Consider the following 25,909-nt stretch of genomic DNA (forward strand, 5'->3'; position numbering starts at 1 on the left):
AGAGGCTCCCGGTCAGTCGATGAGAGGTGGCAGGCCGCGGGCGAGGGTCGCGGCGGCGGAAGGGTCGGTGGCAGGGGCGGTGGCAGGGGCGGTGAGGGCGTCGAGCACGCGGCGGGCGGCGGGGTCGTCCCAGTCGACCGGGCCGTCGGCGGTGAGGCGGATGGCATGGGCGGAATCGAGCAGCAGGCTGGCCGGCAGGACCGAGACGTTCCAGGCGCGGCTCACGGCGCGGTCCTCGTCCAGCAGGATCGGGAAGGCGGGCGGGCGGCCCGCAAATTCGCGGTCGAGGAAGCGGCGCAGGCGCAGCTTCACCTCGCCGACATCAACCGCCAGCACGGCAAGGCCGCCGTCCGGCGCCGATGCGTCGCGCGTGGCGGCGAGGCGGGACAGGCCGCCGAGTTCCTCCCGGCAGGGTTCGCACCAGGTCGCGAAGAAGTGAACCAGCACCGGCCGGCCCCGCAATGCAGCAAGGCCGGCGATGCCGCCATCGAGGGAGGGGAGTTCGAGAGTTGGGGCGGGGCTGGGGGCGAGACTTGGGGCGGGGCTTGCGGGGGACGCCGGAAACACGCCGGCCACTCCCGCTCCCGGCGTCAGTGACGCAAGGGAAGCAAGCACAAGGCCGGCCATGATGTTGGTCGCGCCCCGCCACGCGGGAGCCGATGGTACGAACACGGCGGCGATGCTGCGCCGGGTCGTCGCCTGCGTCAATCCGTCTCCTGTTCATCCGCGCCGATGCTGCGCCGCATCATTGCCAGAAGGCACGTCCGCCGCTCTGGTATGCCAAGAACTCTCTGAAAATAAACGATTTTTTCCAACCGATCCGCGCGCGGATTCGTTTGACATTGGACTAGCTCAAAACTAGCCTCTCCATTGGATTACCCTATCGGCCGATGGGGTTTTAGAGGTAACTCGGGAGGGACTCCATGAATATGGAACTCTCGCGCCGCACGTTTCTGAAAACGTCGGGTGCGGGGATCGCGGGTACGACGCTGGGAGCCTTCGGCTTCAGCGAGGCCGAAGCGGCGGTGGCCGCCTACATCAAGCCATTCCATCTGGCGAACACCACCGAGACCCGCAACACCTGCACCTATTGCTCCGTCGCCTGCGGCATCATCATCTATTCCAAGGGCGACCTGCGGAAGGGTGAGACGGCCGACATCGTCCATATCGAGGGCGACGCCGATCACCCGACCAATCGCGGCACGCTCTGCCCCAAGGGCGCGGCGCTGCGCGACATCGTGAAATCGGAAACGCGGCTCACCCAGCCGATGATCCGCAAGGCGGGTTCGGACAAGTTCGAGCCGATCTCCTGGGAGGCGGCGCTCGACAAGATCGCCCGCGCCATGAAGGACGATCGCGACGCCAATTTCATCGCCACCAACAAGGACGGCGTCACCGTCAATCGCTGGCTGACCACCGGCTTCCTCGCGGCCTCAGCCACGACCAACGAATCCGCCTTCGCCACCTACAAGGTGGTGCGCTCAACCGGCATTCTGGCATTCGATAACCAGGCACGCGTCTGACACGGCCCGACGGTGGCGAGTCTCGCCCCAACATTTGGCCGTGGAGCAATGACCAACTCCTGGACCGACATCAAGAATACCGACCTCGTGGTGATCATGGGCGGCAATGCCGCTGAAGCGCATCCGTGCGGCTTCAAATGGGTCACCGAGGCGAAAGCCAATCGCGGCGCCAAGCTGATCGTCGTCGATCCGCGCTTCACCCGCTCGGCCGCGGTCGCGGATTTCTACGCGCCGATCCGCCCCGGTTCCGACATCGCGTTCCTGATGGGCGTGATCAACTGGTGCATGCAGAACGACAAGGTGCAGTGGGACTACACCAAGGCCTTCACCAACGCCGCCTATCTGGTGAAGGAGGGCTTTGCCTATCAGGACGGCCTGTTCACCGGCTATGACGAGGCCAAGCGCGACTACAACAAGGACACGTGGGAATACGAGATCGGCCCGGACGGCTATGCCGTGGTCGACGAGACCCTGCAAAACCCGCGCTGCGTCTGGAACCTGCTGAAGCAGCACGTCGCCACCTACACGCCCGAAATGGTCGAGCGCATCTGCGGCACGCCGAAGGACAAGTTCCTGAAGGTCTGCGAGATGATCGGCGAGTGCTCCTCGCCGACCAAGACCATGACGAGCATGTACGCGCTCGGCTGGACCCAGCATTCCAAGGGCGCGCAGAACATTCGCGGCATGGCGATGCTTCAGCTCATCCTCGGCAATATCGGGGTGCGCGGGGGCGGCATGAACGCGCTGCGCGGCCATTCCAATATCCAGGGGCTGACCGATCTCGGGCTGATGAGCAACCTCATCCCCGGCTATCTCAACATCCCCACGGAGAAGGAGGCGGACCTCGCCACCTACATGTCGACGCGCGCCTTCAAGCCGCTGCGACCGAACCAGATGAGCTACTGGCAGAACTACCGCAAGTTCTTCGTCAGCTTCATGAAGTCGATGTACGGCTCGGCGGCGACGGCGCAGAACGACTGGGGGTACAACTACCTGCCGAAGCTCGACGTGGCGAGCTACGACGTCCTGCGAGCTTTCGAGCTGATGAAGCAGGGCAAGATGAACCTCTATTTCTGCCAGGGGTTCAACCCGCTTCAGGCCTTCCCGAACAAGGCCAAGCTCGCCGAGGCGCTCGGCAAGCTCAAGCTGCTCGTCATCATGGACCCGCTGCAGACCGAGACGGCCCGCTTCTGGGAAGACCACGGCATCTACAACAAGGCCGACCCCGCCAGCATCAAGACCGAGGTGATCCAGCTTCCCACCACCTGCTTCGCGGAGGATGAGGGCTCGCTGGTCAATTCCGGCCGCTGGCTGCAATGGCACTGGCCGGGCGGCTCGCCTCCCGGCGAGGCGCGCACGGATGTGGCGATCATGTCCGGCATCCATCTGCGGCTGAAGGATCTCTATCGCAAGGAAGGCGGCGCCTTCCCCGACCCGATCCTCAACCTCAACTGGGCCTACAAGAACCCCGAGGAGCCCTCGCCGGAGGAACTGGCGAAGGAGATGAACGGGTCGGTGCTGACCGACGTGTTCGACCCGAACGACGCGACCAAGAAGGTGCTGGAGGCCGGCAAGCAAGTGTCCGGTTTCGGCCAGCTGCGCGACGACGGCTCGACCGCCTGCGGCTGCTGGATCTTCTCGGGCTGCTTCACCGAGGCCGGCAACATGATGGCGCGCCGGGACAATTCCGACCCGGACAATACCGGCGCCTTCCTGAAATGGTCGTTCGCCTGGCCGGCCAACCGGCGCATCCTCTACAACCGCGCCTCCTGCGACCTCGACGGCAAGCCGTGGGATCCCTCGCGCAAGCTGATCGAGTGGGATGGCGCCAAATGGAGCGGCTATGACGTGCCGGACATCGCGCCGACCGCCAAGCCGCGCGATGTCGGCCCCTTCATCATGAACCCGGAGGGCGTCTCGCGCCTGTTCGTGCGCAAGATGATGCGGGACGGGCCGTTCCCGGTGCATTACGAGCCGTTCGAGAGCCCGGTGGCCAATGTCATCGCCCCGAAGATCGTCGGCAATCCGGTGGCGCGGGTGTTCCAGGACGACTGGAAGTCCTTCGCGGCGACCGCCTCGCCGGACTTCCCCTATGCGGCGACGACCTATCGCCTGACCGAGCACTTCCACTACTGGACCAAGAACAACCACGTGAACGCGGTGCTTCAGCCGCAGCAGTTCGTCGAGCTTTCCGAGGAACTGGCGCGGGACAAGGGCATCGAGAAGGGGGGATGGGTCCGGGTGTGGTCGACACGCGGCGAGATCCTCGCCAAGGCGGTCGTCACCAAGCGCATCAAGCCGATGAATATCGACGGCAAGATCGTGCATGTGGTCGGCATTCCCATCCATTGGGGCTTTGTCGGCGCGGCCCGCAAGGGCTTCACCGCCAATGTGCTCTCGCCCTTTGTGGGTGATGCGAACATCGAGACGCCGGAGTTCAAGGCGTTTCTGGTGAATGTCGAAGCGTCCACCGGGCCGGTGGCATAGGGAGGCGGCGCAGATGTTTCCCCCAATTCCCAACCCGTCGCTCGCCCCCGAGGCCGCCAAGCCCACCTTCGGCGAGAAGGACATTCTTCGCCGCTCGGCCTCCGAGGTCACGCCGCCCGCGCAGCGGCTGACCGAGGTCGCCAAGCTGATCGACGTGTCCAAATGCATCGGCTGCAAGGCCTGCCAGGCCGCGTGCCTGGAATGGAACAACCTGACCGAGGAGATCGGCTTCAACCACGGCGTCTATGACAACCCGATGGACCTGACGCCGAACACCTTCACGCTGATGCGCTTCACCGAGTGGGAGAACCCCGAGACCGAGAATCTCGAATGGCTCATCCGCAAGGATGGCTGCATGCATTGCGAGGACCCGGGCTGCCTCAAGGCCTGTCCCTCGCCCGGCGCCATCGTGCAGTATTCGAACGGCATCGTGGACTTCCAGCACGAGAACTGCATCGGCTGCGGCTACTGCATCAAGGGCTGCCCGTTCAACATACCCCGCATCTCCAAGGTCGATCACACCGCCTATAAATGCACGCTGTGCTCGGACCGCGTGGCGGTGGGCCAGGGCCCGGCCTGCCAGAAGGCATGCCCGACCCAGGCCATTGTGTTCGGCACCAAGGACGAGATGAAGGGCTGGGCGGAGGGCCGCATCAAGGACCTGAAGTCGCGCGGCTATGAGAATGCCGGGCTCTACGACCCGCCGGGCGTCGGCGGCACCCATGTCATGTATGTGCTCCAGCATGCCGACCAGCCCTCGCTCTATGCCGGGCTGCCGGACAATCCGCGCATCTCGCCGATCGTCGAGACCTGGAAGGGCGTGACCAAATATGTCGGTCTCGCCGTGATGGGCTTCGCCGCCGCGGCGGGCTTCCTCCATTACGTGGTGGCCGGCCCGAACAAGGTCGCGCCGGAGGATGAGGAGAACGCCGAGAAGCTGGTGGACGGCACGGGCGCTCCCCCGCCCGCGCCTCCGGCCGGCCAGCCTGAAGGGAGAGTGTGATGGTGGCGATCGATCCGCATGCCCGCGCCGCTGTTCCCGTGCCCGATGATGTCGAGCCGGGCGATGCCGTCCGGCCCGGCCATCCCGTGCAGGTGAAACGCTACACGGTCGGCGCGCGCATCAACCACTGGATCACCGCCATCAGCCTGGTGCTGCTGGCGTTGTCCGGCATGGCGCTGTTCACGCCGAAGCTGTTCTTCCTCACCGGCCTGTTCGGCGGCGGGCAGTGGACGCGGGCGATCCATCCCTGGATCGGCGTGGTGCTGTTCGTCTCCTTCGCCATCCTGTTCATCCGCTTCTGGCGCGCCAATCTGCCGGCGCGCGAGGATGTCGACTGGGTGGCGCATTCGGCCGATCTGCTGGCCGGGCGCGAGGAGAAGATGCCGGAGGTCGGCAAGTACAATGCCGGCCAGAAGGGCGTATTCTGGGCGATGTCCGGCCTCATCATCGTGCTCATCGGCTCGGGCATCGTGATGTGGGATCAGTATTTCTATGATCTGACCACCATCCCGCAGAAGCGGTGGGCGATCCTCGTCCATGCGGTGGCGGCGGTGTGCATCATCTGTGTCTGGATCATCCACGTCTATGCGGCGATCTGGGTGAAGGGCACGATCGGGGCGATGACGCGCGGCGAGGTCACCGGCGGCTGGGCCTGGCGCCATCACCGCAAATGGCTGCGCGAGCTGGTGCGCAAGCCGGACCCCGGCGCGCGCGGGCCGGCCGAGTAACAAGGACGTCCGGGCTCCTCCCGGACGTCTTCTCCTTTCCACGTGGCCCGTGCGGTTCGTGAGGTGTGCATGTCTGCCGATCTCCAGCCCGATCCGTCCGTGATCGGTGCCGTCTCCACCCCGCCCTTCGCGGTCCTGCCTGACCCGTCGACGCTGTTTGCCGGCCGTGCCAACAGGCTGCGCGCCTATGCGGCGGTGAGCCCGATGGCGCCGTTCCTCAATTTCGTGGCCGGTATCGTCGACGCCCAGCATGCCATCGTGCCGGCGCTGGCCCCGGTCGTGATGCCCGCGCCGGAGGCGGTGGAGCGGGCGCGCTCCTTCGAGATGCCGCCGCTCGACCGCGCCGGGATGACGCTCGACGATACGCTGGAGGGCACGCTCGAGGCGCTGTTCGACGCTGCCGCCAAGCTGCGCATGCCCCCCGAGGCCGAGGCGGCGCTGACCCGCGTGCGGCTCGCCGATGGACCCTTGCGGGCGCAGATGGTGCGCGACGTGCTGGCCCATGATCTGCCGATGGAGACGCTGGCCGAGCATGTCTATGTCGCGGCGGGGCTTCAGGTGCATTTTGCCCGCCTCGCCCATGGACTCGACGCCAAGGCGCTGGTTCCCGTGGGCGACGGCGTGTGCCCGGCCTGCGGCGGGCCGCCGGTCGCGTCGCTGGTGGTCGAATGGCCGAACGCCCATGGCAACCGGTTCTGCGCCTGCTCGCTTTGCTCGACGCTGTGGAACTATGTGCGGATACGCTGCTGCTCCTGCGGCTCGACCAAGGGCATCGGCTATCAGGAAATCGAGGGCAGCCCCGGCACGGTGAAGGCCGAGACCTGCGACGAGTGCCGCACCTATGTGAAGGTGCTCTACCAGAACAAGGATGTCGCGATCGAGCCGATGGCGGACGATACCGGCTCGCTCGGGCTCGACCTGATGATGCGGCAGGGTCCGTACCGGCGGGCCGCGTTCAACCCGTTCCTGCTCGGCTATTGAGGGGATGGCGATGGACACGCCCGCCCCGCCCACCCTGCGCGACCTGCCTTCGGTCGATCTGGTGGTGAAGACCGCCTCGGGTCAGCTCGCCATTGAGCGGTTCGGCCGCGCGCCGATGATCGCCGCGATCCGCACCGCGCTCGACGAGGTGCGCGCCTGCCTGCTGGCGGGACAGCTCGCCAGCCTGCCCTCGCCCGACCATGTGGCGCTGGCGGCCGGCACGGTGCTGGAGCACAGCGCGCGCTCCAGCCTGCGGCCGGTGTTCAACCTCACCGGCACGGTGCTGCACACCAATCTCGGCCGGGCCCTGCTGGCGCAGGAGGCGGTGGAGGCCGCCACCGCCGCCATGCGCAGCGCCGTCGCGCTGGAATTCGACCTGTCCACCGGCACGCGCGGCGAGCGCGACGACCATGTGCGCGCGCTGCTGATCGAGCTGACGGGGGCGGAAGACGCCACCGTCGTCAACAACAACGCCGCCGCCGTGCTGATCGTGCTCAACACGCTGGGGCTGGGCAGGGAAGCCATCGTCTCGCGCGGCGAGCTGATCGAGATCGGCGGCGCCTTCCGCATGCCGGACATCATGGCCCGCGCCGGTGTGCGGCTGGTCGAGGTCGGCACCACCAACCGCACCCATGCCCGCGATTATGAGGGGGCGATCACGCCCGAAACCGGGCTGGTGCTGAAGGTCCACACCTCCAATTACCGCATCGAGGGGTTCACCAAGGAGGTGGGCGCGCGCGACCTCGCGGAGATCGCCCATGCGAAGGGCGTGCCGCTGGTGAATGATCTCGGCTCGGGCACGCTGGTCGACCTCGCCCGGATCGGCCTCGCCCATGAGCCGACCGTGCGCGAGGCGGTGGCGGAGGGGGCGGACCTCGTGACCTTCTCCGGCGACAAGCTGCTGGGCGGGCCGCAGACCGGCTTCATCGTCGGAAGCCAGGACCTGATCGCGCAGATCAACCGCAACCCGATGAAGCGGGCGTTGCGGGTCGACAAGATCCGCCTCGCCGCGCTGGAGGCGACGCTCAAGCTCTATCGCGACCCGGACCGGCTGGCGCAGCGCCTGCCGACGCTGCGTCTGCTCGCCCGCACGCGGGACGAGCTGCGCGCGCTGGCCGAGCGGCTCGCCGGCCCGGTCGGGGAGCGGCTGGGCAGCGGTTTCGGCGTCAGCGTGGCGGAGTGCGCGAGCCAGATCGGCTCCGGCGCCCTGCCGCTGGAGACGCTGCCAAGCGCGGCGCTGGCCATCCGCCCGGTGGGAATCGCCTCGGGCGGCGCGCTCAACGCGCTGGCAGCGGCGCTGCGCGACCTGCCGCTGCCGATCATCGGGCGCATTTCCGACGGCGCGCTGCGGCTCGACCTGCGCTGTCTGGAAGATGAAGCGGGGTTCCTCGACAGCCTGTCGCATCTGGTCGTTTCCGCATGATCATCGGCACGGCCGGCCATATCGACCACGGCAAGACCGCGCTGGTGGGCGCGCTCACCGGGGTCGATACCGACCGGCTGAAGGAGGAGAAGGCGCGGGGCATCTCGATCGACCTCGGCTTCGCCTATCTGCCCACCGAGGCCGGCACGCTCGGCTTCATCGACGTGCCCGGCCATGAGAAGTTCATCCACACCATGCTCGCCGGGGCGAGCGGGATCGATGTCGCCCTGCTGATCGTCGCCGCCGATGACGGGGTGATGCCGCAGACGCGCGAGCATCTGGCGCTGATCGACCTGCTCGGCATAAGGCAGGGCCTCGTCGCGCTGACCAAGGCCGACCTTGCCGACGAGGCCCGGCGCGGGCAGGTGAGCGCCGAGATCGCCGCGCTGCTGGAAGGCACGGGGCTGGAGGGCGCGGAGATCGTGCCGGTCTGCGCTCTCACCGGCGAGGGGGTGGAGGATCTACGCGGGCGGCTCATCGCCATGGCCGCGGCTTTTCACGGGCGGGCGGGGGAAGGCCGGTTCCGCCTCGCGGTCGACCGCTGCTTCACGCTGGCCGGCGCGGGCACGGTGGTGACGGGAACGGTGCTGTCCGGCGCCGTGCGGGTCGGCGACAGCGTGAGCGTCAGCCCAACCGGCCTTGCCGCGCGGGTGCGCTCCATCCATGCCCAGAACCGCAAGGCGGAGGAGGGCCGCGCCGGCGACCGCTGCGCGCTCAACCTCGCCGGCGAGGGCATCAGCCATGACGCGGTGCATCGCGGCGACATGGTGCTCGATTCCCTGCTGCACGCGCCTACCGCCCGTATCGACGCCCGTGTGAGCGTGCTGGCGGGCGAGCCGAAGCCGCTCGGTCCTTGGTTTCCGGTGCGGCTGCACCACGCCTCCGTCGAGGTCGGGGCGCGGCTGGTGCCGCTCTCGGATGAGGCGCTGGCGCCGGGCGGGGAAGGGATGGCGCAGCTCGTGCTCGACCGGCCCATCGCCGCCGCCGCCGGGGACCGTTTCGTCATCCGCGACACCTCGGCCCAGCGCACCCTTGGCGGGGGGCGCTTTCTCGATCTGCGCGCCCCGGCCCGCAAGCGGCGCACGCCGGAGCGGTTGGCCCAGCTCGCGGCCATGGCCGAGGAGGCGCCCGCGCGCGCCGTGGCGCGGCTGGTGGAAGGCGAGCCGTTCCATCTCGAACTCGACGCCTTCGCCCGCGACCATGCGCTCGATGCCGGCGCGCCGGACCGGTGGGCGGCGGCGCTGGGGCTTGTCGTTCTGGGCGCGGCGGGGGCGCGCACCGGGTTGTCCGCCCGGCGCTGGGCGCTGTTTCGCGAGGCGCTGGGCGACGGGCTCGCACATTTCCACGCGGCCAATCCCGACCTTGCCGGCATCGGCGCGGAAAAGCTGCGCCTGTCCCTCACCCCGCGCCTGCCCAAGCCGGTCTTCACCGAGGCGCTGCGGCGCCTGGCGGGGGAGGGGGCACTGGTGCTGGAGGGCGCCTGGGTGCGTCTTGCCGGCCATGAGGTACGCCTCACCCAGCCGGACGAGATGCTGTGGGAGGCCATCGCGCCCCGGCTCGCTGGGGTGGACCGCTTCCGCCCGCCGCGCGTGCGCGACCTTGCCGGGGCGCTGGGCGAGGCGGAAGGGGATGTGCGCCGGCTGATGAAGCTGCTCGCCCGCATGGGGCGGGTGGATGAGGTGGCGCATGACCACTTCTTCCTGCGGTCCAGCGTCGGGGAACTGGTGGCGGTGGCGCGCGCCTTGAGCGCGGCCGCGCCGGGTCGCCAGTTCGGCGCCAGCGCCTATCGCGATGCCATCGAACAGGTGAGCGCGCCGGTGGGGCGCAAGGTGGCGATCCAGATTCTCGAATTTCTCGACCGGCACGGCGTGACGCTGCGCCGGGGAGATCTGCGCCGCATCAACCCGCACCGGCTGGACCTGTTCGGCGCGATCGGCCAGAGTGAAGACCCTGCCGCTGGCGGGCGATGGAAGAGCGTCCCATCCGGTGATGGGGCCGGACTTCAAATCCGGTAGGGGCCGCGAGACGGTCCTTGGTGGGTTCGACTCCCACTCTCTTCCGCCACTTCCTTGCGCCTGTTTTCGCGCATGGCTTCCGCGATCCGGCGCGCGGCGCGCAATGGCCGGGCCCCAAAGGGGCTGGCGGCTCAGTAGGAGTCGCGGGTCTTGCGGGTGACCGAATCGACCGCGCTCATGCCGTTCATGGCTTCCTTGTTGCCCTGCTGGGAGAGCGCCTTGAAGATGCGGTTGGCCGACTGGTAGTCGTGGATGTGGTAATAGCTCCACGCCCGCAGCATCATCAGGTCCTGCTGCTCCGGGCCGAGCCGGGCGCGCTCGTCCAGCGCGATGATCGCCTCGACATAGCGCCCGTCGCGGTAGAATTCGAGCGCGCGCTGGGCCAGCAGGTCGCCGGTGAGCTGGAGCGAGCGGCGCGGGTTCTGCGGCGCTTCGAGCGCGGCGGCCTGCGCCTGATTGGTCATGCCCTTGCGGATATAGGCCAGCGACTTGCCATAGGCGGCGTCCTCGGCGACCCGGCCGGAGCCGTACTGGATCGCGTAGTCGAAGGAGGAGATCGCCTCCATCGGCCGGTTCAGTTCCATCAGCTTCCAGCCGCGCGCAACCGCCGCGCTGGCCGCCCCGCCCGCGCTTTCCGACGCATTGCCGGAACGGGCGGTGGACTGGGCGAGGTTACGCCGGCGCGGCGGGGTCGGCGCGGCCTGCGTCGCATAGGTCTGGTCGGCGGCGACCGCCGCGACCGGGGTGAACTGGGCGGAGGGCTGATAGGCCGTGCCGGCCTGCGGAATGGGCTGGAACTGCGTCGTGCCGACGGCCGCGCCCTGTGCGGGCACGCCCTGGAACTGCTGCGGGATCGGCTGGAAGCCCTGGCCCGCATAGGACATGGCGGTGGTCGCGCTCGGCGTGGTCGGATAGGCGACACCGGCGCCCGGCACATAGGTGCGGCCCGCGCCGATGGTCGGCACGCCGACCGGTGGCGGCCTGAGCGTCGGGGTGGGCGTGAGACGCGCGGCGGCGGCGACCAGCGGATCGGTGTAGCGGTTGATGGCGGTCTGGGCGTTGCGCGCCTCAAGCCGTGCCCGCACCACCGGATCGACCAGCGCGACGATGCGCTCGGAGCGCGCGCCCCAGCTCTGCACGATGGCGGACAGCCGCGCGCCGTCGCCGAGCCGCCAGAAGGTCAGCGACAGGCCATAGGCGGAGGGCTCGTCATTGGGATCCCAGTTCAGCGCGGTCTCGAACCAGGACTGGGAGGTGACGATCTGCCCGGTATTGTAGGCGTACCAGCCCAGCGCCTGCGCGCCCGGCACGTATTTGTCGCGCATCACCACCGGGCTGAAGCGCGCCAGCACGATCTCGTCGAGAACCGGCGGCGGATCGGCGGTGAGCAGGCTGATGACGACGTCGAGATAGGCCTTGTTGTTCTCGGGCGCGGCGTCGCGCCACTCAAAGGCGATCGGCTCGGCTTCCAGCGCGCGGCCGAGGAAGTTCAGCGCCAGCACATAGCCTTCCGCCGATTTCGGGCCGCCCTTGCGGTCGAGCGCCAGCTTGAACCATTCGAGCGCGCGCTGCGCCTCGTCATGGCGGAACAGGTACCAGCCGAGCAGCAGCGGATCGCCCGGCGCGTCGTTCTGCTTGGCGAGCGTCTCCAGCCGCTTGATGTCGGCATCGGGAACCGAATATTCGGGGTTCTCGGCGGCCACGCCCATGCGGCGGCGGATGAGGTCATCGCGCAGCACGTCGAATTCCGGCTTGCCCTCGGCATCCTGGCGCTCGAGCTTCATCAGATTGGCGATCTGATCGTCGGTCAGCAGCGGGATCGCCTTCTGCATGGTGGCGAGACGTTCGTTCGCGTCCGTGCAGTTGGTCAGGACATAGGTATAGGCGTCGAGCGCGCGCGGCACCTGGTTGGTCTTGGCGAAGGCTTCCGCCACGCGCCAGAGAATGTCGACATTGGTGCAGGTGAGCACGCCCGGCGTGTCGGTGGCGAGCCGCAGCACGGTCGCCCACTGCTCGGCATCCGAGGCGTTGATCAGGCGCTGGCGGGTTTCCGCCTCGTTGAGGCGGGCGATCAGGTCGGCCGGCGGCTCCCAGGAGGAATCGGCGGCCTGCCGGGCGGCGATGGCGCTGCGCACATCGCTGTACTTGCCCTCGGCATACATCTTCCACATGCGCTCGAGTTCGACATCGGACTGCGGCCCGAACAGATCGCCGGGGGGCGACCAGTCCGGGTAAAGCGCGCGCAGGCGGGCGATTTCGGCTTCGAGGCGGCGCGTGTCGCCCTGGGAGGCGAAGTAGCGCAGGGCGGTCTCGTCTACCTTGGGGCGATTATTGTCGTTGGCGCGGTTCGATCCGGGGCCTACAGGGAGCTCGATCTGCTGAGCGATCGCGGGGAGGACGGCGCCTCCCAGCAAGATCAGCAGAGCAGCTCTCTTTAGAGACATCTCGGATATTTCTCCGCGACCAAGGCCCAACTCAACAGAAACAGTGTCGACGGGTAATAGAGCGTGAGCTCAAACCGCCGCAAATCGTCGGGGATCGGGGTCGCCGCGAGGGCACAGGCGAGAACCGCTCCGAGCATGCGATAGCCCGGTTCGGTCAGCCGCGTGACCACGCGCCCGGATGGAATATCGACGACCGCGGGTGTCCCCCCGTTTTCGGCCAGCCAACTCCGCCGGAAGGACTCCTGCAGCTCTGCGTCCGCAATCCCTGCCCGCAATAGGTAAAGAGATATCCTTAACGAATTGTAACCAAAGACCGGGGGGAAGCCGTCGGCGACCGTCACCGGGGCATTGGCCGGCGCGGAGATCCAATCCGGCGGCAGCCGCGCCGGGCCGAGCTGCGCAATGCGCAGAAGCTCGATCCCGGACTGCGAGACGCCGTCCCAGTCGGTTTCCGGCGCGAGTTGCTTCATCACCGGAAAAGTTTCGAAAATCCAATAGGATAGATTGAGGATGGGGCCGTCCGGCCGGTCCTTCGAGCTGAAGCCCGTGGCGCCCGGCAACAAGATCAGGCGCCCGCCATCGCGCACCACAAGCTTGCGCCCGATGGCCCGTGCGATCTTCTGCGCACTGTCGATGTAAGGTTGAAAGCCCCAAGACCTGCCCGCCCGAGCCAATGCATAGGCAATTAACAAATCGCCATCGCTCGCCGCGTTGACGTCGGTAACGTGCGGTTTCGAATTCGGGTCCCAGCGCCATGCAGCGAGTCCGTCGTCGCGAATCAGCAACTCGGTACGCGTGAAGCTCCATATGCGCTCAAAGTTACTTCTGTCACCAGCCAAAAAGGCCAGTAACATTCCGTAACCTTGGCCCTCGCTGTGGCTGATGCCGCCATTGGCGGTGTCGACCACCCGCCCTGATTCGTCGACGAACGCCTTCATATAGGCGTTCCAGGCGTCGATCGGGATGGTGGCGGCCATCTGCGCCCTCAATGGTAACACCCCGCAGGCGAGCAAGAAGATGCCGGCTACGAGGAGTCTCATCATGTCGGGCGCCCCAGGCGTCGCAGGAGGAAGGCGGTGGCGGTGCCGAGCACGGTGCCGGCCAGAAGCAGCATCAGCGCATAGGGCATGATGTTGGTCGAGAGCCAGTTTGCCGCGATCATGCGAAAGTTAGCGAAGGTGAGCGGCTGGGTGATGATGAAGCGGTAGCTCGACACGTCCCGCCGTTCCACCTCGCCGGTCGCCGACTGGTAGGCGCTGGCCTGCCCGCCGATCCGGTTCCACACATCGTCCGCGGTGAAGCGCACCATGTTGGCGGCCAGCGCCTCGGAGGTGCGGCCGGCCACCAGCGTCCAGGCCGAGGCGCCATTGGTGCTGTTGCCTTGCGCCATCAGCACCGAGGTGCGCGGCGGCGGCTCGTAGAGCGTGCGCTGGCCTTCCTTGATGCGCAGCGAATCAAAGCCGATCGAGAAAGTGCGCTGAAGCCAGGCCTCGATGCTGTCGACGACGGCATAGATGCCGCCCCGGCCCTGCACGCTGTCGCGCCAGCGTTCATACACTTCGGGGGTGGTCTGCGCGCTCGGCGGGGGCGGGGTCGAGGGCGTCGGTGTGGCCTCATTGGCCTGCCGGTTGCGGAACCGTTCCAGCACGTTGTTGTAATTGGCGCTGTCGGATGAGCCGGCATTGCCGCCCTCGTCGCCGGCCGAGACGACCCAGTTGGCGCGCACCGATTCGGCGATGCTCATCTGGTCCAGCACGCTGGCGGAGATCTGGTCGATGCCGCCGACGAAGATGGCATTGCGCTCGCCCAGCGTGACGGAGGCCGGGGCGGCGTCGATCGGCAGCGGCGCGCCATGCGACAGGGCGAGGCGCGACATCAGCGTCGAGGCGGCGGACAGGGTGGAGGCGTCCTGACGGGCCAGCACCACGGCGATCGGGCTGCCGTCGAGATCATAGGGGAAGGCGCTGCCGGTGAAGGCGGCCAGATCCGGCATCCGGCCGATGCGGGCGAAACTGCCCATGCTGAACTCGGAGGAATCGAACAGCACGAAGCGGTTGTCCGCCGGCAGGGTGGCGCCGGGCAGGCAGCGCGCGTCGGATTCGGTGTCGAGCACCACTTCCAGCCAGAGCCGGTTGATGCCCGGCCGGAAATTGCGCAGCGGGATGAAGATCGGTTCGTGCTGGAACAGCCCGCCGCCGCGCGCGGTGATCGGCAGGGTCGAGGCGATCTGCTGGTTCACATAGACGTCGACATGGCTGCCCGGCCGGACCGCCGAGGTGAAGGCGGCATCGAGATACAGATTGGCGTTGCCATAGGCCTCGGCGAAGAAGTCTGGCGGCAGGGCGATCTGGAACTCGGTGCGGAAGCGCCGACCGGAGAATTCCTGCGTCGTCACGCCGAGATCGGCCAGGCGGACATTGCGCGCGCCGTTGAACAGCGGCGCGCTCGGCGCCCAATGGCTCAGCGTGTTGATCGAATCGGTCCGCGGGAAGGAAATGTCGTTGAGCCGCTCGATGGCGCGGTCGACATCGGCCGGCGTCGGGCCGGAAATGACGAGGGTCGGGGCGCCCAGCCGGTCATCTTCGAGGAAGGTGGTGATCGGGCGCTGGCGCGCATCGCCGGGCACGGTGGCCATCAGCCGGGGCAGTTCGGCGGCGGTGCCGATGACCACGGTGAGGCCGCCGGGCGGGGTTGGCCCCTGCGCGCCATCGCCGATGGTGACCGAGGGATTGGGGAACTGGCCGCGCACGGCGAGCCCCTGCGCCACGCGCAGCACGCGGGTCGAGCCGCCGCCCTCGATCGGGCCGGGGGTGACGACGCGGATGGTGGTGACGCCCTTGGCATCGAAGCCGACCGAGGGGAGGTCGTCCAGCCCGCCGGTGAGCGGCGGACGTCCGCCGGCGAAGGACAGGCCGGTGCCCTCGCTGTTGATCTCGGTCCACAGCTCATAGGTGGCGGTGACCGCGCAGTCGGTGCGGTGGCGCTGCACCACGTCGATGCGAATCAGGTTGGCGCCGGCGCGCAGCGTGCCGCGCTGCACCGGGACGCTGAACCGCGAGGGCTCCTGCGAGGAGGCGATCGGCGTCTCGATGATGGCCTGACCGTTGATGGTGACGCGGATGCGCGAGGTTTCCGGCATCACCACGACGGCGTTGATGTAGCTCAGCAGGAAGTTCGCCTGACGGCTCGCTTCCTCCTGGGTGAGGTTGATGGTCCAGGCGCGCGCGGCGGCCTCGCCGGCGAAGATCATCCGGCTCTGCGGGATGATGAAGCGATCGGGCTTGGGCGGCGCGGTGGACGCGGCGACGACCGGGGCGCGCGTCGCGGTAGCCGGGGCCGCCTGGCCCGGCCGCATCTGGAACGGCGCGGCGGAGGGGGCCGGGGCGCCGGCCTCGCCGGGCACGCCGACGCCGGTCGAGGGCTGGCGCTCGCCGCTGGCCGGGGCCGCGGGGCCGTCCTGTTCGCCCAGGCCGGGTCTGGAGGGGCCGGGCGCGGCGTTGCCGGCGGCCTGCGCGCTCGGGCTGCGCGCCGGAGCCTGGGGGCTGCCCGCGGCCGGCGCCATCACCGGCGCGTTGTTGGCGGATTGGCCGGACGGCGCGGCGTAGCCGGAGAGCGGCGGCGTCATCGAGAAGCCGGTGCCCTGTCCGGCCAAACCGCTCTGCTGCGCGGCGGCGGCGCCGGCCAGCGCCGCGAGGAGGCCGATCGCCGCGATCGAAGGGAGAGCGCGCATTGTCATCATCCGCGTTTGGCCGGGGCGAGCACCGGACGCTGGCGCCGCTCCCGCCACAGCTTGTGCAGGTGAACCAGATAGGACAGGCCACGGCCGGTCTGGAAGATGGAGGTGCGCACGAAATTGACGGTTCCGCGAAGAACCCCCGGATTCCGGCGCCGCGACTCCTGGAATTTCTTCCACTGGTCGGAATTGGCGAAGATCAGATCGGCGATGAGGCGATGATGCATGGGCTCGGTCGGCGCAAATTCCGCGCCGATCAGCACGCCATCGGGATCACGCTCGACATTGCGGATCGTCATCGGCAGCGAATCGATGGCGATGTTCGACGCCACCGGCTTGAAGCGCAGCACCGCCGCCTGTCCGCGCGTCAGATCGGGCAGGGTGACATTGGCATTGGGGCGGATGCGCGCCCCGCCAAGCGAGCCGTCGTCGATCATCGCGCCATAGGCGGTGCCGTCGATGATCAGTTCGCCGCGCCGCAGCAGGTCGACGCGGTGGGCGCGGCGCCGGTTGCGCCGCTCCGACACCACGCCGAGCGCGCAGCCGGCGATGATGATGTTGAGTACGTTCCACGCGCCGACGACGACGATGACATCGGCGTTGAAGGGTTCGGTGAACAGCCGCCAGATCGTCACCAGCAGGCCGAGGATGAGCACGCCGAAGATGATGAAGAAGGGCCGGCCGATCTCCGAGACATGGCCCTCATCCAGCGTCTCGCCCTTGGCGGTGACGTTGAAGGTCGGCTTGTGCGGGTTGAGGATCACCGACACCAGTGCGGGGAACAGATAGATCGCCTGGATGTATTCGTAGAGCTCGGAAATCCATGGCCAGCGGTAGCGGCCATAGAGATAGTTCTGCATCAGCAGGTTCACGAGCATGTAGGTCGTGGTGTAGGCGAAGAACTCCGCGCCGGAGGCGTTGAAGATTTCCAGCGAGAAGAACAGGTAGAACAGCGGCGAGATGAGGAACATCAGCCGCGGATAGGGGAACAGCCAGAACAGCGTCGACGAGCAGTAGCACAGGCGCTGCGGCAGCGAGAGGCCGCGCTTTCCGGGCGGGAAGTGGAAGCGCAGGATCTGCATCATGCCCTGCGCCCAGCGTGAACGCTGGCCGATGAAGCTGGCGAAGGTTTCCGGCTGCAGGCCGGCGATCAGCGGGCGGTCGACATAGATCGAGTGCCAGCCGCGCGAATGCAGTTCGAGCGCGGTCTCGGCGTCCTCGGTGATGGTGATGCCCTGGAAACCGTTGGTCTCCGCCAGCGCGCGCCGGTTGATGACCGCCCCCGAGCCGCAGAAGAAGGCGGCGTCCCATTTGTCGAGGCCGCGCTGGATGATGCCGTAGAACATCTCGTTCTCGGACGGCATGAACTCGAAGGTGTTGAGGTTGCGCTCCAGCGGGTCCGGGTTGATGAAGAAATGCGGGGTCTGGACCAGGAACAGGTTCTCGTCCTGCAGGAAGAAGCCGACCGTCTCCTTCAGGAAGTCGCGCGTGGGCGCGTGATCGGCGTCGAACACCACGACGAGTTCGCCGGTGGAGTGCTTGAGGCCGTTATTGAGGTTGCCGGCCTTGGCGTGCTCGTTGCGCGCGCGGGTGAGGTAGCGGCAGCCCAGCCCCTCGCACATCGCCTGAAGCTCGGCGCGGCGCTGCTGCGCCTCCAGCGCCTTGGTGCTGTCGTCCTGCTCGCATTTCTGGTCGGTGCCGCCGTCATCCAGCAGCCAGACGGTGAACTTGTCCTGCGGATAATCGAGGCTGAGCGCGGCCGAGACCGTCGAGGCCAGCAGATGCGGGTCCTCATTATAGGTCGGGATGAACACGTCGATGGTCGGCTCCTCGCCGGGCGGGATGGCCGGAGAGACCCGCGAGGGCATCGGCGAGGACACCACGAACAGGCTGAGGAACAGCATGAACACGCTGTACATCTCGGCGATGTAGAGCATGAAGCCGGGAATGAAGTCCTCGATCTGCGAGATCGGCGGCAGCGTCGAGGTGGTGCGCCAATAGACGTAGCGCAGCACGATGGCGGTGCCGAGCGCCAGCGCGATCATGCGGAATATGCCGACGGGCGGACCGAACGTCTTCAGCAGGATCATCGCCAGCACGACGATGCAGCCGGCGATCAGATGGGCCTGAAGGCTGATCGGCAGCGTGATGAGGAACACCACGATGATCGAGGAAATGGCCCACAAGCCGGCAACCCATGCCTTACGCATCGTGTCTTTAGCCTCGGTTCCAGCCGTGCAGGGCGGTGCAATACTAAGCGTGTCTTACGCCCCAGAGGTTGAGGAAATCTATCCAACCTGTCGCATATCAAGCGTTTGCTCGATTCCACCGGAGGGACGGGCAGGATAAAGTCCGTTAACGCACGTGATTCGGGGGCGTTTCGCGGCGATTCGCATCGATGCGGCGGAGTTGGGGGTGTCGTCACGACGACGGCTCAAAACGCTTGAAGGGCTCATGATCGGACGGAACAGGCGCATAGCTCGCCTCGGGTTGCTTGCGGTGTCCGTCGCCCTTGGCGTGGCGGGGTGCGCCCCGTACCCGCTGGTCGGGCAGAATCCGCAGGTGGCCACGGCGACCGTCGAGGTTCCGGTGTCCGAGGCCCTGGTGCTGCCAGAGCCCGGCTCGACCCCGCGCGTCATCACCGTGCTGGAGACCGACTATATCAACGCGGTCGAGCAGGAGATCGTGCTGGAAACGCAGGCCCGCAGCCTCGGCCAGAACGCGATCCATGTCGTGTTCTTCGGCCCGGTGAAGGGCCGCACCGGCTGGGAAAACCTGAAGAAGGACGACTATCTCAACGACGAACTGCTGGACGAGGAGATGCTGGAGCGCGTCCCCGGCGTCACCATGCACGTGTCCAACTATTTCGTGCAGAATCGCTACGGGCCGTTCAACTACGCCATCGGCAATGCCGGAAACGGCGAATTGTGCATCTATGCGTGGCAGCGCATCCAGTCGCAGGTCCCGCTCTATGTGATCTGGCGCGACCGCGGCATCCTCTCCATGCGTCTGCGCCTGTGTCAGGTCGGCGCGAGCGAGCAGGATCTGCTGCGCGTCATGTACCGCTATTCGATCAATGGCTATTTCCTGCCGCAGGCCTGGCAGCCCTATGGCAAGCCGATGGGCGAGCCGCTGGGCCTCGGCCAGATCGGCGGGCCGCTCTCCTATCCCTCCGGCCTGCAGGGTGACGGTACCGTGCTCGATGGCTGGATGGGCGCCGATCCCAATCAGGTGAGCGGTGCGCCGGCGCCCGCGTCCCGCACGCGGGTGCGCAGCGCCCGGCGCTATGGCAGCCCGGTGCCGCAGGCGGAGCCGGTCTATCAGCCGGGAGCCGTGGAAGCGTTCCCGCAAGGCAATCTGGTCGATCCGGTGGAGGGCTATCCGCAGGTGCCCGGCCCTGGCGTCTCCAGCCAGCTCGCGCCGAGCACGACGCCCAAGGTCACGCCCGGCCAGGTGCCTGCCGGGGCGGTGGTGGACCGCGCCCCCGCGCGCCCGGTCCAGTCGCCGAGCCAGAGTTCGCCTTTCGCCACGCCGCCCACGCTGCCGGGCGTCTCGCCGGCCTTGCCGAACCGCACCGCGCCGTCCTCCAGCGTCGGCGATCCCGTGCGTCTGGTCCCTGGCGCTTCCAGCTACCCGGCGCCGAGCCAATAATGTTGCAGCGCAGCAGCCGTATCCTCACGATGGCGTGAGCGTTGCGGGGGCGGCGGCGGTGAAACCCTTCCCGCGCAAGCCCCGCAGGGTGATGTGGCGCGGACAGGGTCGCCGTGGTGCCACTTTCTTCACGAATGACAAACCATGATGGGGCAGATGACGGCCGGAACCGGCTGTCGGCAGGGCGGCCGCGTGCCGGCCTTGCTGTGATCCTGATGCCCGTCGGGAGCCTGAGTGTGCGTTTGAACCAGCTGACGGCCCGTCTGGGCCTTTTCGTCCTTCTCGGCCTCGCCTCCATGCTGGGTGGCTGCGCGTCCTACGATTCCGCCGATGATCGCGGCTCCGTGCCGCTGAGCCCGGCGATCGTGGCGGACATGAGCAAGAAGGGCATGACGCCGGCCGACCCGATCATGATCCGCATCTACAAGCAGGAGAGCGAGCTGGAAGTGTGGAAGCGCACCCACACCGGCCAATACGCGCTGCTGAAGACCTATCCGATGTGCCGCTGGTCGGGGAAGCTCGGGCCGAAGATGCGCGAGGGCGACCGCCAGGCGCCGGAAGGCTTCTATTCGGTGACGCCGGCGCAGCTGAACCCGCGCTCGCAATATTACCTCGCCTTCAATCTCGGCTATCCCAACCAGCTTGAGAGCGCGCTCGGCTATACCGGCAGCGCGCTGATGGTGCATGGCGCCTGCACCTCCGCCGGCTGCTATGCCATGACCGATACGGGTGTGACGGAAATCTACGCTATCGCCCGCGAGGCCCTGAAGGGCGGGCAGGAGAGCTTCCAGGTGCAGGCGCTGCCCTTCCGCATGACGCCGGCCAATCTGGCGGCGCATCGCCGCGACCCGAATCTCGCCTTCTGGCGCAACCTTCAGGAGGGCGTCGAATATTTCAACGTCACCCGCCGCCCGCCGGTGGTGACGGCCTGCGCCGGGCGCTACCGCTTCACTGACGGGCCGACGCCGGCCGATGCGCTGCTCGATCCGCTGGGGCCGTGCCCCGCTGTCCCCGGCAGCGTCGAGGTGGCGGAGGCAGTGAAGCAGCGTCAGGCGGCCGAGGATGCCGAGGCCGCCGCGCTCGCCGCCGCGATTCCGCCGGCACCCAACTATGTCGATGGCGGCATGCACCGCAGCTTCCGCGACATTTTGCGCTCCGCCGGCCCGGAAAAGCTCGCCGCCTACACCTCGCGCAAGATCCCGGTCAGCCAGCCGGAGGCCGCGCTGGCCGATCCCTATTCCGGCCGCCCGCTCGCGGCCGCGCCGTCCACGACGACGGCGCAGTAAATAATCACCGCCCGATGCCGGACCTTTCATGAGCCCGCAACCATCTCCTTCAACGCTGCTTGTGCGCGACGCGACCGAGGCCGACATGGCCGCGGTGCAGGCGATCTACGCCCATCATGTGCTGACCGGTACCGCCTCCTTCGAGGAGGTGCCGCCGACGCTGGCGGAGATGATGGCCCGCCGTGCCGCTGTGCGCTCGCACGGCCTGCCCTATCTGGTCGCTGAGGTCGCGGGTGAGCCGGGCGGTGCGGTTGTCGGCTATTGCTACGCGACCCCTTACCGCCCGCGCCCGGCCTATCGTCACACACTTGAGGATTCGGTCTATGTCGCTCCCGATCAGGCCGGGCGCGGCATCGGCAGCGCGCTGCTGGCGGCGCTGATCGCGCGCTGCGAGGCTGGGCCATGGCGGCAGATGGTGGCGGTGATCGGCGACAGCGGCAATGCCGGCTCCATCGCCCTTCATGCGCGCCACGGTTTTTCGCATGTCGGGGTGCTCCGCGATGTCGGCTTCAAGTTCGGCGGCTGGCTCGATTCGGTGCTGATGCAGCGCCCGCTCGGCGAGGGCGCCGGCAGCCTTCCCGCACCGCCGCGCTGAACGGCCCCCCCTCGGTCAGCTCAACAAAAAGGCCCTCCGCGGGGAGGGCCTTTTATCGTCATGAAGCACGACAGCCCGATGCGTCAGGCCGGCTTGCGGCTGCCGCGATCCGGGCCGCGGCGCGTGCCGGCCTTCGCGGCGGGCTTGCCGCCGTCCCTCGCCATCGGCTTCGAGCGGGCGACGTCGCCGCCGCGATTATTGCGGGCGGCGGCGCGCGGGGCGGCCGGCTCGGTCGTCTTGTTGGCGGGCAGGCGGGCCAGCATCACCTTGTCGATGGTGACGAGGCGCATGACATTGGTGGTGCCGGGCGTCGCGAAGGGCACGCCGGCGGTGATGGCGATGCGGTCGTTCTCGCGGGCGAAGCCGTGTTCCAGCGAGATCTGCGTCGCCTTGGTCGCCATTTCGCCGAAGGTGTGGATTTCCTCCGGCGCGTGCACGACATGCACGCCATAGGACATGACGAGGCGGCGGGCGGTCGAGAGCTGGCTGGCAATGCCGACGATCGGCACGCGCGGCCGCTCGCGCGCGGCGTGCAGCGTGGTGGTGCCGGACAGCGTGTAGGTGACGATGGCGGCGGCATCGACCGACATCGCCGCCTGATAGGCCGCGTGCGTCACCGCGTCCGCGACCGTGGTGCCGGCCTCCGGGCGCTGCGATTCGATGATGGCGCGGTAGCCGGGATCGCGCTCCACGTTCTTGATGATCTGGTCCATCATCGCGACCGCTTCCACCGGGTACTGGCCGGCGGCGCTTTCGGCCGAGAGCATCACCGCGTCGGCGCCGTCATAGACGGCGGTGGCGACGTCGGAGACTTCGGCGCGGGTCGGCACGGGAGCGGAAATCATCGATTCCAGCATCTGCGTGGCGACGATCACCGGCTTGCCGAGGCGGCGCGATTCGCGGATCACGCGCTTCTGCAGCGCCGGGATTTCCGGCAGCGACAGCTCGACGCCGAGGTCGCCGCGCGCCACCATGATGCTGTCGGACAGTTCGGTGAGGCGGGTGAGGTGTTCGACCGCCTTGGGCTTTTCCAGCTTCAGGTTGATCTGGGCGCGGCCCTGGATCAGTTCCTTGGCCTCCAGCACATCCTCGGGGCGCTGCACGAAGGAGAGCGCGATCCATTCGACGCCGAGATCGAGGGCGAAGAACAGGTCGGACCGGTCCTTGTCGGTGAGCGCGGAGACCGGCAGCAGCACGTCGGGGACGTTGAAGCCCTTGTTGTTGGACAGGCGGTTGCCGGCGATCACCTCGGCGTCGATATAGCCGGCGCCCTTCTTGACCACGCGCACGCGGACCTTGCCGTCGTCGAGCAGCACGGTCGAGCCCTCATGCAGGGCTTCGAGGATTTCCGGGTGCGGGATGGAGACGCGCTTCTCGTCGCCCGGCGTCGGGTCGGAATCGAAGCGGATGGTGGTGCCGGCGGTCAGGGTGATGGCGCCCTCGGCGAATTTGCCGAGACGCAGCTTCGGGCCCTGCAGGTCGGCCAGCACGCCGATCGGGCGGCCGACTTCCTTCTCCAGCGCGCGCACGGCGCCGAGCACGCGGCCATGGTTTTCCTGCGTGCCGTGGCTGAAGTTGAGCCGGAATACATCGACCCCGGCCATGTAAAGGGCCTTGATCATTTCCGGGCTCGAAGAAGCCGGACCCAGGGTCGCCACGATCTTGGTCGCGCGTTCCCGCCTGATCACCATTTTATCCTCCGTCTGGCGTGCGCCGATGTGGTCGGCACGCCCTGATATGAACCAAAACCCCGCCGCTGTCTCTGGCGTGTTATCTTGCACTGCAACGTGTCGCGGGCGCGACGCCGTGTTCAAATCTTCGCAGGACCGCGCGCCTGGCGTGCTTGACCTGTCGGTGACTTGGGCCCTTACATGGAAGGGCGCGCAGGCGCTCTGGCGCCGCGAATGTGCGGTCCGATCCTCGCACAGCTCGGACCGGAGGTCACCTGCCGACCTTAGGTCACCTGCCGACGAGGCGAGACGGCCTGTCTTAACCATCAAGGCGTCACCCGTGCCGCCCCGGCGATGCCGGGCGGAATCGGGCTTGCTGGCATCCGTAATTCTGTATACCAATAAGGATGAAGTGGGATAGTCCCGGTCCGCGGCGCGGTTCCGGCGGGTCTGTCCGCTTCGACGAGGGGCCGCCGGGGGACACCCCATGTCCGGCGCCGCCAACGCTGGCGCGGCCTCGCAAGAGAGAATAACAGCCGACTAAACGGCCTTCGGGAGGAGGATGAAGATGCGCCTTTCCATCGTGAAGGAAACGGCCGCGACCGAGCCACGGGTTTCGGCGTCTGTTGAGACGGTGAAGCGGTTTGTTGGTCTGGGGGCGGAGGTTGTTGTGGCGTCGGGGGCGGGTCTCGCTTCGGGCGTGAGCGACGCGGATTTTGCCGGCGCGGGCGCGTCGATCGCGGCGGATAATGCGGCGGCGGTGGCGGGCGCGGATGTGGTGCTGGCGGTGCGCCGGCCGGAGGCCGCGGCGCTCACCGGCATCAAGCCCGGCGCGCTGGTGATCGCGATCGCCGACCCCTATGGCCATGAGGCGGCGCTGGCCGAGATCGCGGCCACCGGGGCCAGCCTGTTCGCCATGGAGCTGATGCCGCGCATCACCCGGGCGCAGGTGATGGACGTGCTGTCCAGCCAGGCGAATCTCGCCGGCTACCGCGCGGTGATCGACGCTTCCGCCGAGTTCGGCCGGGCCTTCCCGATGATGATGACGGCGGCCGGCACGGTGCCGGCGGCGCGGGTGTTCATCATGGGCGCCGGGGTCGCCGGTCTTCAGGCGATCGCGACCGCCCGGCGCCTCGGCGCGGTGGTCTCGGCCACCGATGTGCGCCCGGCGGCCAAGGAACAGGTCGAGAGCCTCGGGGCGAAGTTCATCGCCGTCGAGGACGAGGAGTTCAAGCAGGCCGAGACGGCGGGCGGCTATGCCAAGCAGATGTCGGCGGAGTACCAGGCCAAGCAGGCCGAGCTGACGGCCAGCCACATCGCCAAGCAGGACATCGTCATCACCACGGCGCTGATCCCCGGCCGGCCGGCGCCCAAGCTGGTCTCGGCGGCGATGGTCGCGGCGATGAAGGCGGGCTCGGTGCTGATCGACCTCGCGGTCGAGCGCGGCGGCAATGTCGAGGGCGCGGTGCCCGGCGAGATCGTCGTCACGGCGAACGGGGCGAAGATCGTCGGCCATCTCAACGTGCCCGGCCGTCTCGCCGCCACCGCCTCGCAGCTTTACGCCAAGAACCTCTACGCCTTCGTCGAGACGCTGATCGACAAGGGCAGCAAGGCGCTTGCCGTGAAGTGGGACGACGAGCTGGTGAAGGCGACGCTGCTGACCAAGGACGGGGCCATCGTGCACCCGAACTTCAAGCCGGCGGACGCGGCGGCGAGCGCGGCGTAAGGGCCGGTCCCGCGCCCTCCCGCCCTTTCCAACTCCCTCATCCCCGGGCTTGACCCGGGGATCCATGTCCGGGCGCACCTGGCTTCGTCCCTCCAGTGGATCGGCTGGATCCCCGGGTCAATCCCGGGGATGAGGGCGGGAGGGGTGGGACAGGATCGGGCAGGGGTGGATGGGCCGACAGGGCCTCGCATCACGGCACGACCTTCCGGGCGCGCGGCGCCCACCAGACCACCGGGCGCTTGGCGCCGGACATGACGAACATCCGGGCGCGTGGCGCCCGGCAGCTTCAGGGGAATAGCCGGTCGCGGCGCGGCAGATGCTGGCGGCACGGCGTCGAGGCTTCAGGGGAACAGGACATGGCCAATCCGGTAGTGGGCGATCCGGTCGCCCAGAACGCAGCCGAGGGCGCGCGGGTCGCGGCGGAGGTCGCCCGGCAGGCGGCGGACGCGGCGCAGGCCTATGCGGAAGCGGCGGCGCAGCATTATGCGGAGATCGCGGGTAACGCCGCCCACGCCTTGTCGGGCGGGGCGATCGACCCGTTCGTGTTCCGCCTCGCCATCTTCGTGCTGGCGGTGTTCGTCGGCTATTACGTGGTGTGGTCGGTGACCCCGGCGCTGCACACGCCGCTGATGAGCGTGACCAAC

At 68.0% G+C, this 25,909-nt stretch carries 17 protein-coding genes and 1 tRNA gene; 12 read left to right on the plus strand and 6 right to left on the minus strand.

Going from position 1 to position 25,909, the window contains the following annotated elements; all coding sequences use genetic code 11:
* Positions 1 to 12: 12 nt before the first annotated feature.
* Positions 13 to 708 (minus strand): TlpA disulfide reductase family protein, encoded by a 696-nt coding sequence (locus KIP89_RS11760; RefSeq protein WP_250152421.1) that lies wholly within the window; start codon positions 706 to 708, stop codon positions 13 to 15.
* A 215-nt stretch (positions 709 to 923) separates the two neighbouring features.
* Here KIP89_RS11760 and fdnG point away from each other — a divergent pair, with 215 nt between their 5' ends.
* From fdnG to KIP89_RS11795, 7 genes are all read left to right on the plus strand, one after another.
* Positions 924 to 4,010, plus strand: coding sequence for a formate dehydrogenase-N subunit alpha (gene fdnG, locus KIP89_RS11765; protein ID WP_213755624.1), 3,087 nt, complete (start codon positions 924 to 926; stop codon positions 4,008 to 4,010).
* Between the two features lie 13 nt (positions 4,011 to 4,023).
* Complete coding sequence (fdxH, locus tag KIP89_RS11770) at positions 4,024 to 5,013, plus strand: formate dehydrogenase subunit beta (RefSeq protein WP_213755625.1); 990 nt, start codon at positions 4,024 to 4,026, stop codon at positions 5,011 to 5,013.
* The gene (locus KIP89_RS11775; RefSeq protein ID WP_213755626.1) at positions 5,013 to 5,741 is read left to right on the plus strand and encodes a formate dehydrogenase subunit gamma; all 729 of its coding nucleotides are present in this window, start codon (positions 5,013 to 5,015) and stop codon (positions 5,739 to 5,741) included. Before fdxH ends, KIP89_RS11775 begins: the two co-directional genes overlap by 1 nt.
* A 69-nt stretch (positions 5,742 to 5,810) precedes the next feature.
* Positions 5,811 to 6,722 (plus strand): formate dehydrogenase accessory protein FdhE, encoded by a 912-nt coding sequence (gene fdhE, locus KIP89_RS11780; RefSeq protein ID WP_213755627.1) that lies wholly within the window; start codon positions 5,811 to 5,813, stop codon positions 6,720 to 6,722.
* Between the two features lie 10 nt (positions 6,723 to 6,732).
* Positions 6,733 to 8,145 (plus strand): L-seryl-tRNA(Sec) selenium transferase, encoded by a 1,413-nt coding sequence (gene selA, locus KIP89_RS11785; RefSeq protein WP_213755628.1) that lies wholly within the window; start codon positions 6,733 to 6,735, stop codon positions 8,143 to 8,145.
* Positions 8,142 to 10,160, plus strand: a complete 2,019-nt coding sequence (selB, locus tag KIP89_RS11790; protein ID WP_250152422.1) for a selenocysteine-specific translation elongation factor — start codon at positions 8,142 to 8,144, stop codon at positions 10,158 to 10,160. The genes selA and selB overlap by 4 nt, the downstream gene beginning before the upstream one ends.
* Positions 10,114 to 10,209, plus strand: a tRNA-Sec gene (locus KIP89_RS11795). Before selB ends, KIP89_RS11795 begins: the two co-directional genes overlap by 47 nt.
* Before the next feature lie 82 nt (positions 10,210 to 10,291).
* Here the strand turns inward: KIP89_RS11795 and KIP89_RS11800 are convergent.
* The 4 genes from KIP89_RS11800 to bcsA are packed head-to-tail and all read right to left on the minus strand — an operon-like array spanning position 10,292 to position 18,547.
* Positions 10,292 to 12,604, minus strand: a complete 2,313-nt coding sequence (locus tag KIP89_RS11800; protein WP_213755629.1) for a tetratricopeptide repeat protein — start codon at positions 12,602 to 12,604, stop codon at positions 10,292 to 10,294.
* A complete protein-coding gene (locus tag KIP89_RS11805) occupies positions 12,595 to 13,647 on the minus strand; it encodes a family 8 glycosyl hydrolase (protein ID WP_213755630.1) in 1,053 nt (350 codons plus the stop codon). The genes KIP89_RS11800 and KIP89_RS11805 overlap by 10 nt, the downstream gene beginning before the upstream one ends.
* Positions 13,644 to 16,334: a cellulose biosynthesis cyclic di-GMP-binding regulatory protein BcsB gene (locus KIP89_RS11810; protein ID WP_213755631.1), complete on the minus strand. Its 2,691-nt coding sequence runs from the start codon at positions 16,332 to 16,334 to the stop codon at positions 13,644 to 13,646. The genes KIP89_RS11805 and KIP89_RS11810 overlap by 4 nt, the downstream gene beginning before the upstream one ends.
* 5 nt (positions 16,335 to 16,339) lie before the next feature.
* Positions 16,340 to 18,547 (minus strand): UDP-forming cellulose synthase catalytic subunit, encoded by a 2,208-nt coding sequence (bcsA, locus tag KIP89_RS11815; protein WP_213755632.1) that lies wholly within the window; start codon positions 18,545 to 18,547, stop codon positions 16,340 to 16,342.
* A gap of 289 nt (positions 18,548 to 18,836) precedes the next feature.
* Here bcsA and bcsN point away from each other — a divergent pair, with 289 nt between their 5' ends.
* The 3 genes from bcsN (at position 18,837) to KIP89_RS11830 (ending at position 21,869) form a co-directional block, all read left to right on the plus strand.
* On the plus strand, positions 18,837 to 19,988 hold the full coding sequence (bcsN, locus tag KIP89_RS11820) for a cellulose biosynthesis protein BcsN (RefSeq protein ID WP_369807126.1): 1,152 nt from the start codon (positions 18,837 to 18,839) through the stop codon (positions 19,986 to 19,988).
* Between the two features lie 215 nt (positions 19,989 to 20,203).
* The gene (locus KIP89_RS11825; RefSeq protein WP_369807127.1) at positions 20,204 to 21,274 is read left to right on the plus strand and encodes a hypothetical protein; all 1,071 of its coding nucleotides are present in this window, start codon (positions 20,204 to 20,206) and stop codon (positions 21,272 to 21,274) included.
* 28 nt (positions 21,275 to 21,302) lie between these two features.
* Positions 21,303 to 21,869, plus strand: coding sequence for a GNAT family N-acetyltransferase (locus tag KIP89_RS11830; protein WP_213755634.1), 567 nt, complete (start codon positions 21,303 to 21,305; stop codon positions 21,867 to 21,869).
* A gap of 83 nt (positions 21,870 to 21,952) precedes the next feature.
* Here the strand turns inward: KIP89_RS11830 and pyk are convergent, their stop codons facing one another.
* Positions 21,953 to 23,560, minus strand: a complete 1,608-nt coding sequence (pyk, locus tag KIP89_RS11835; RefSeq protein WP_213755635.1) for a pyruvate kinase — start codon at positions 23,558 to 23,560, stop codon at positions 21,953 to 21,955.
* Between the two features lie 547 nt (positions 23,561 to 24,107).
* Between pyk and KIP89_RS11840 the strand changes: the two genes are divergently transcribed.
* Positions 24,108 to 25,265: a Re/Si-specific NAD(P)(+) transhydrogenase subunit alpha gene (locus KIP89_RS11840; RefSeq protein WP_213755636.1), complete on the plus strand. Its 1,158-nt coding sequence runs from the start codon at positions 24,108 to 24,110 to the stop codon at positions 25,263 to 25,265.
* A gap of 356 nt (positions 25,266 to 25,621) precedes the next feature.
* Positions 25,622 to 25,909 (plus strand): proton-translocating transhydrogenase family protein (locus KIP89_RS11845; protein WP_213755637.1); only part of this gene is annotated, 288 nt, incomplete at its 3' end.

Origin of the sequence: Ancylobacter radicis, from assembly GCF_018449475.1 — a bacterium.
In the GTDB taxonomy this organism is placed as follows: domain Bacteria; phylum Pseudomonadota; class Alphaproteobacteria; order Rhizobiales; family Xanthobacteraceae; genus Ancylobacter; species Ancylobacter radicis.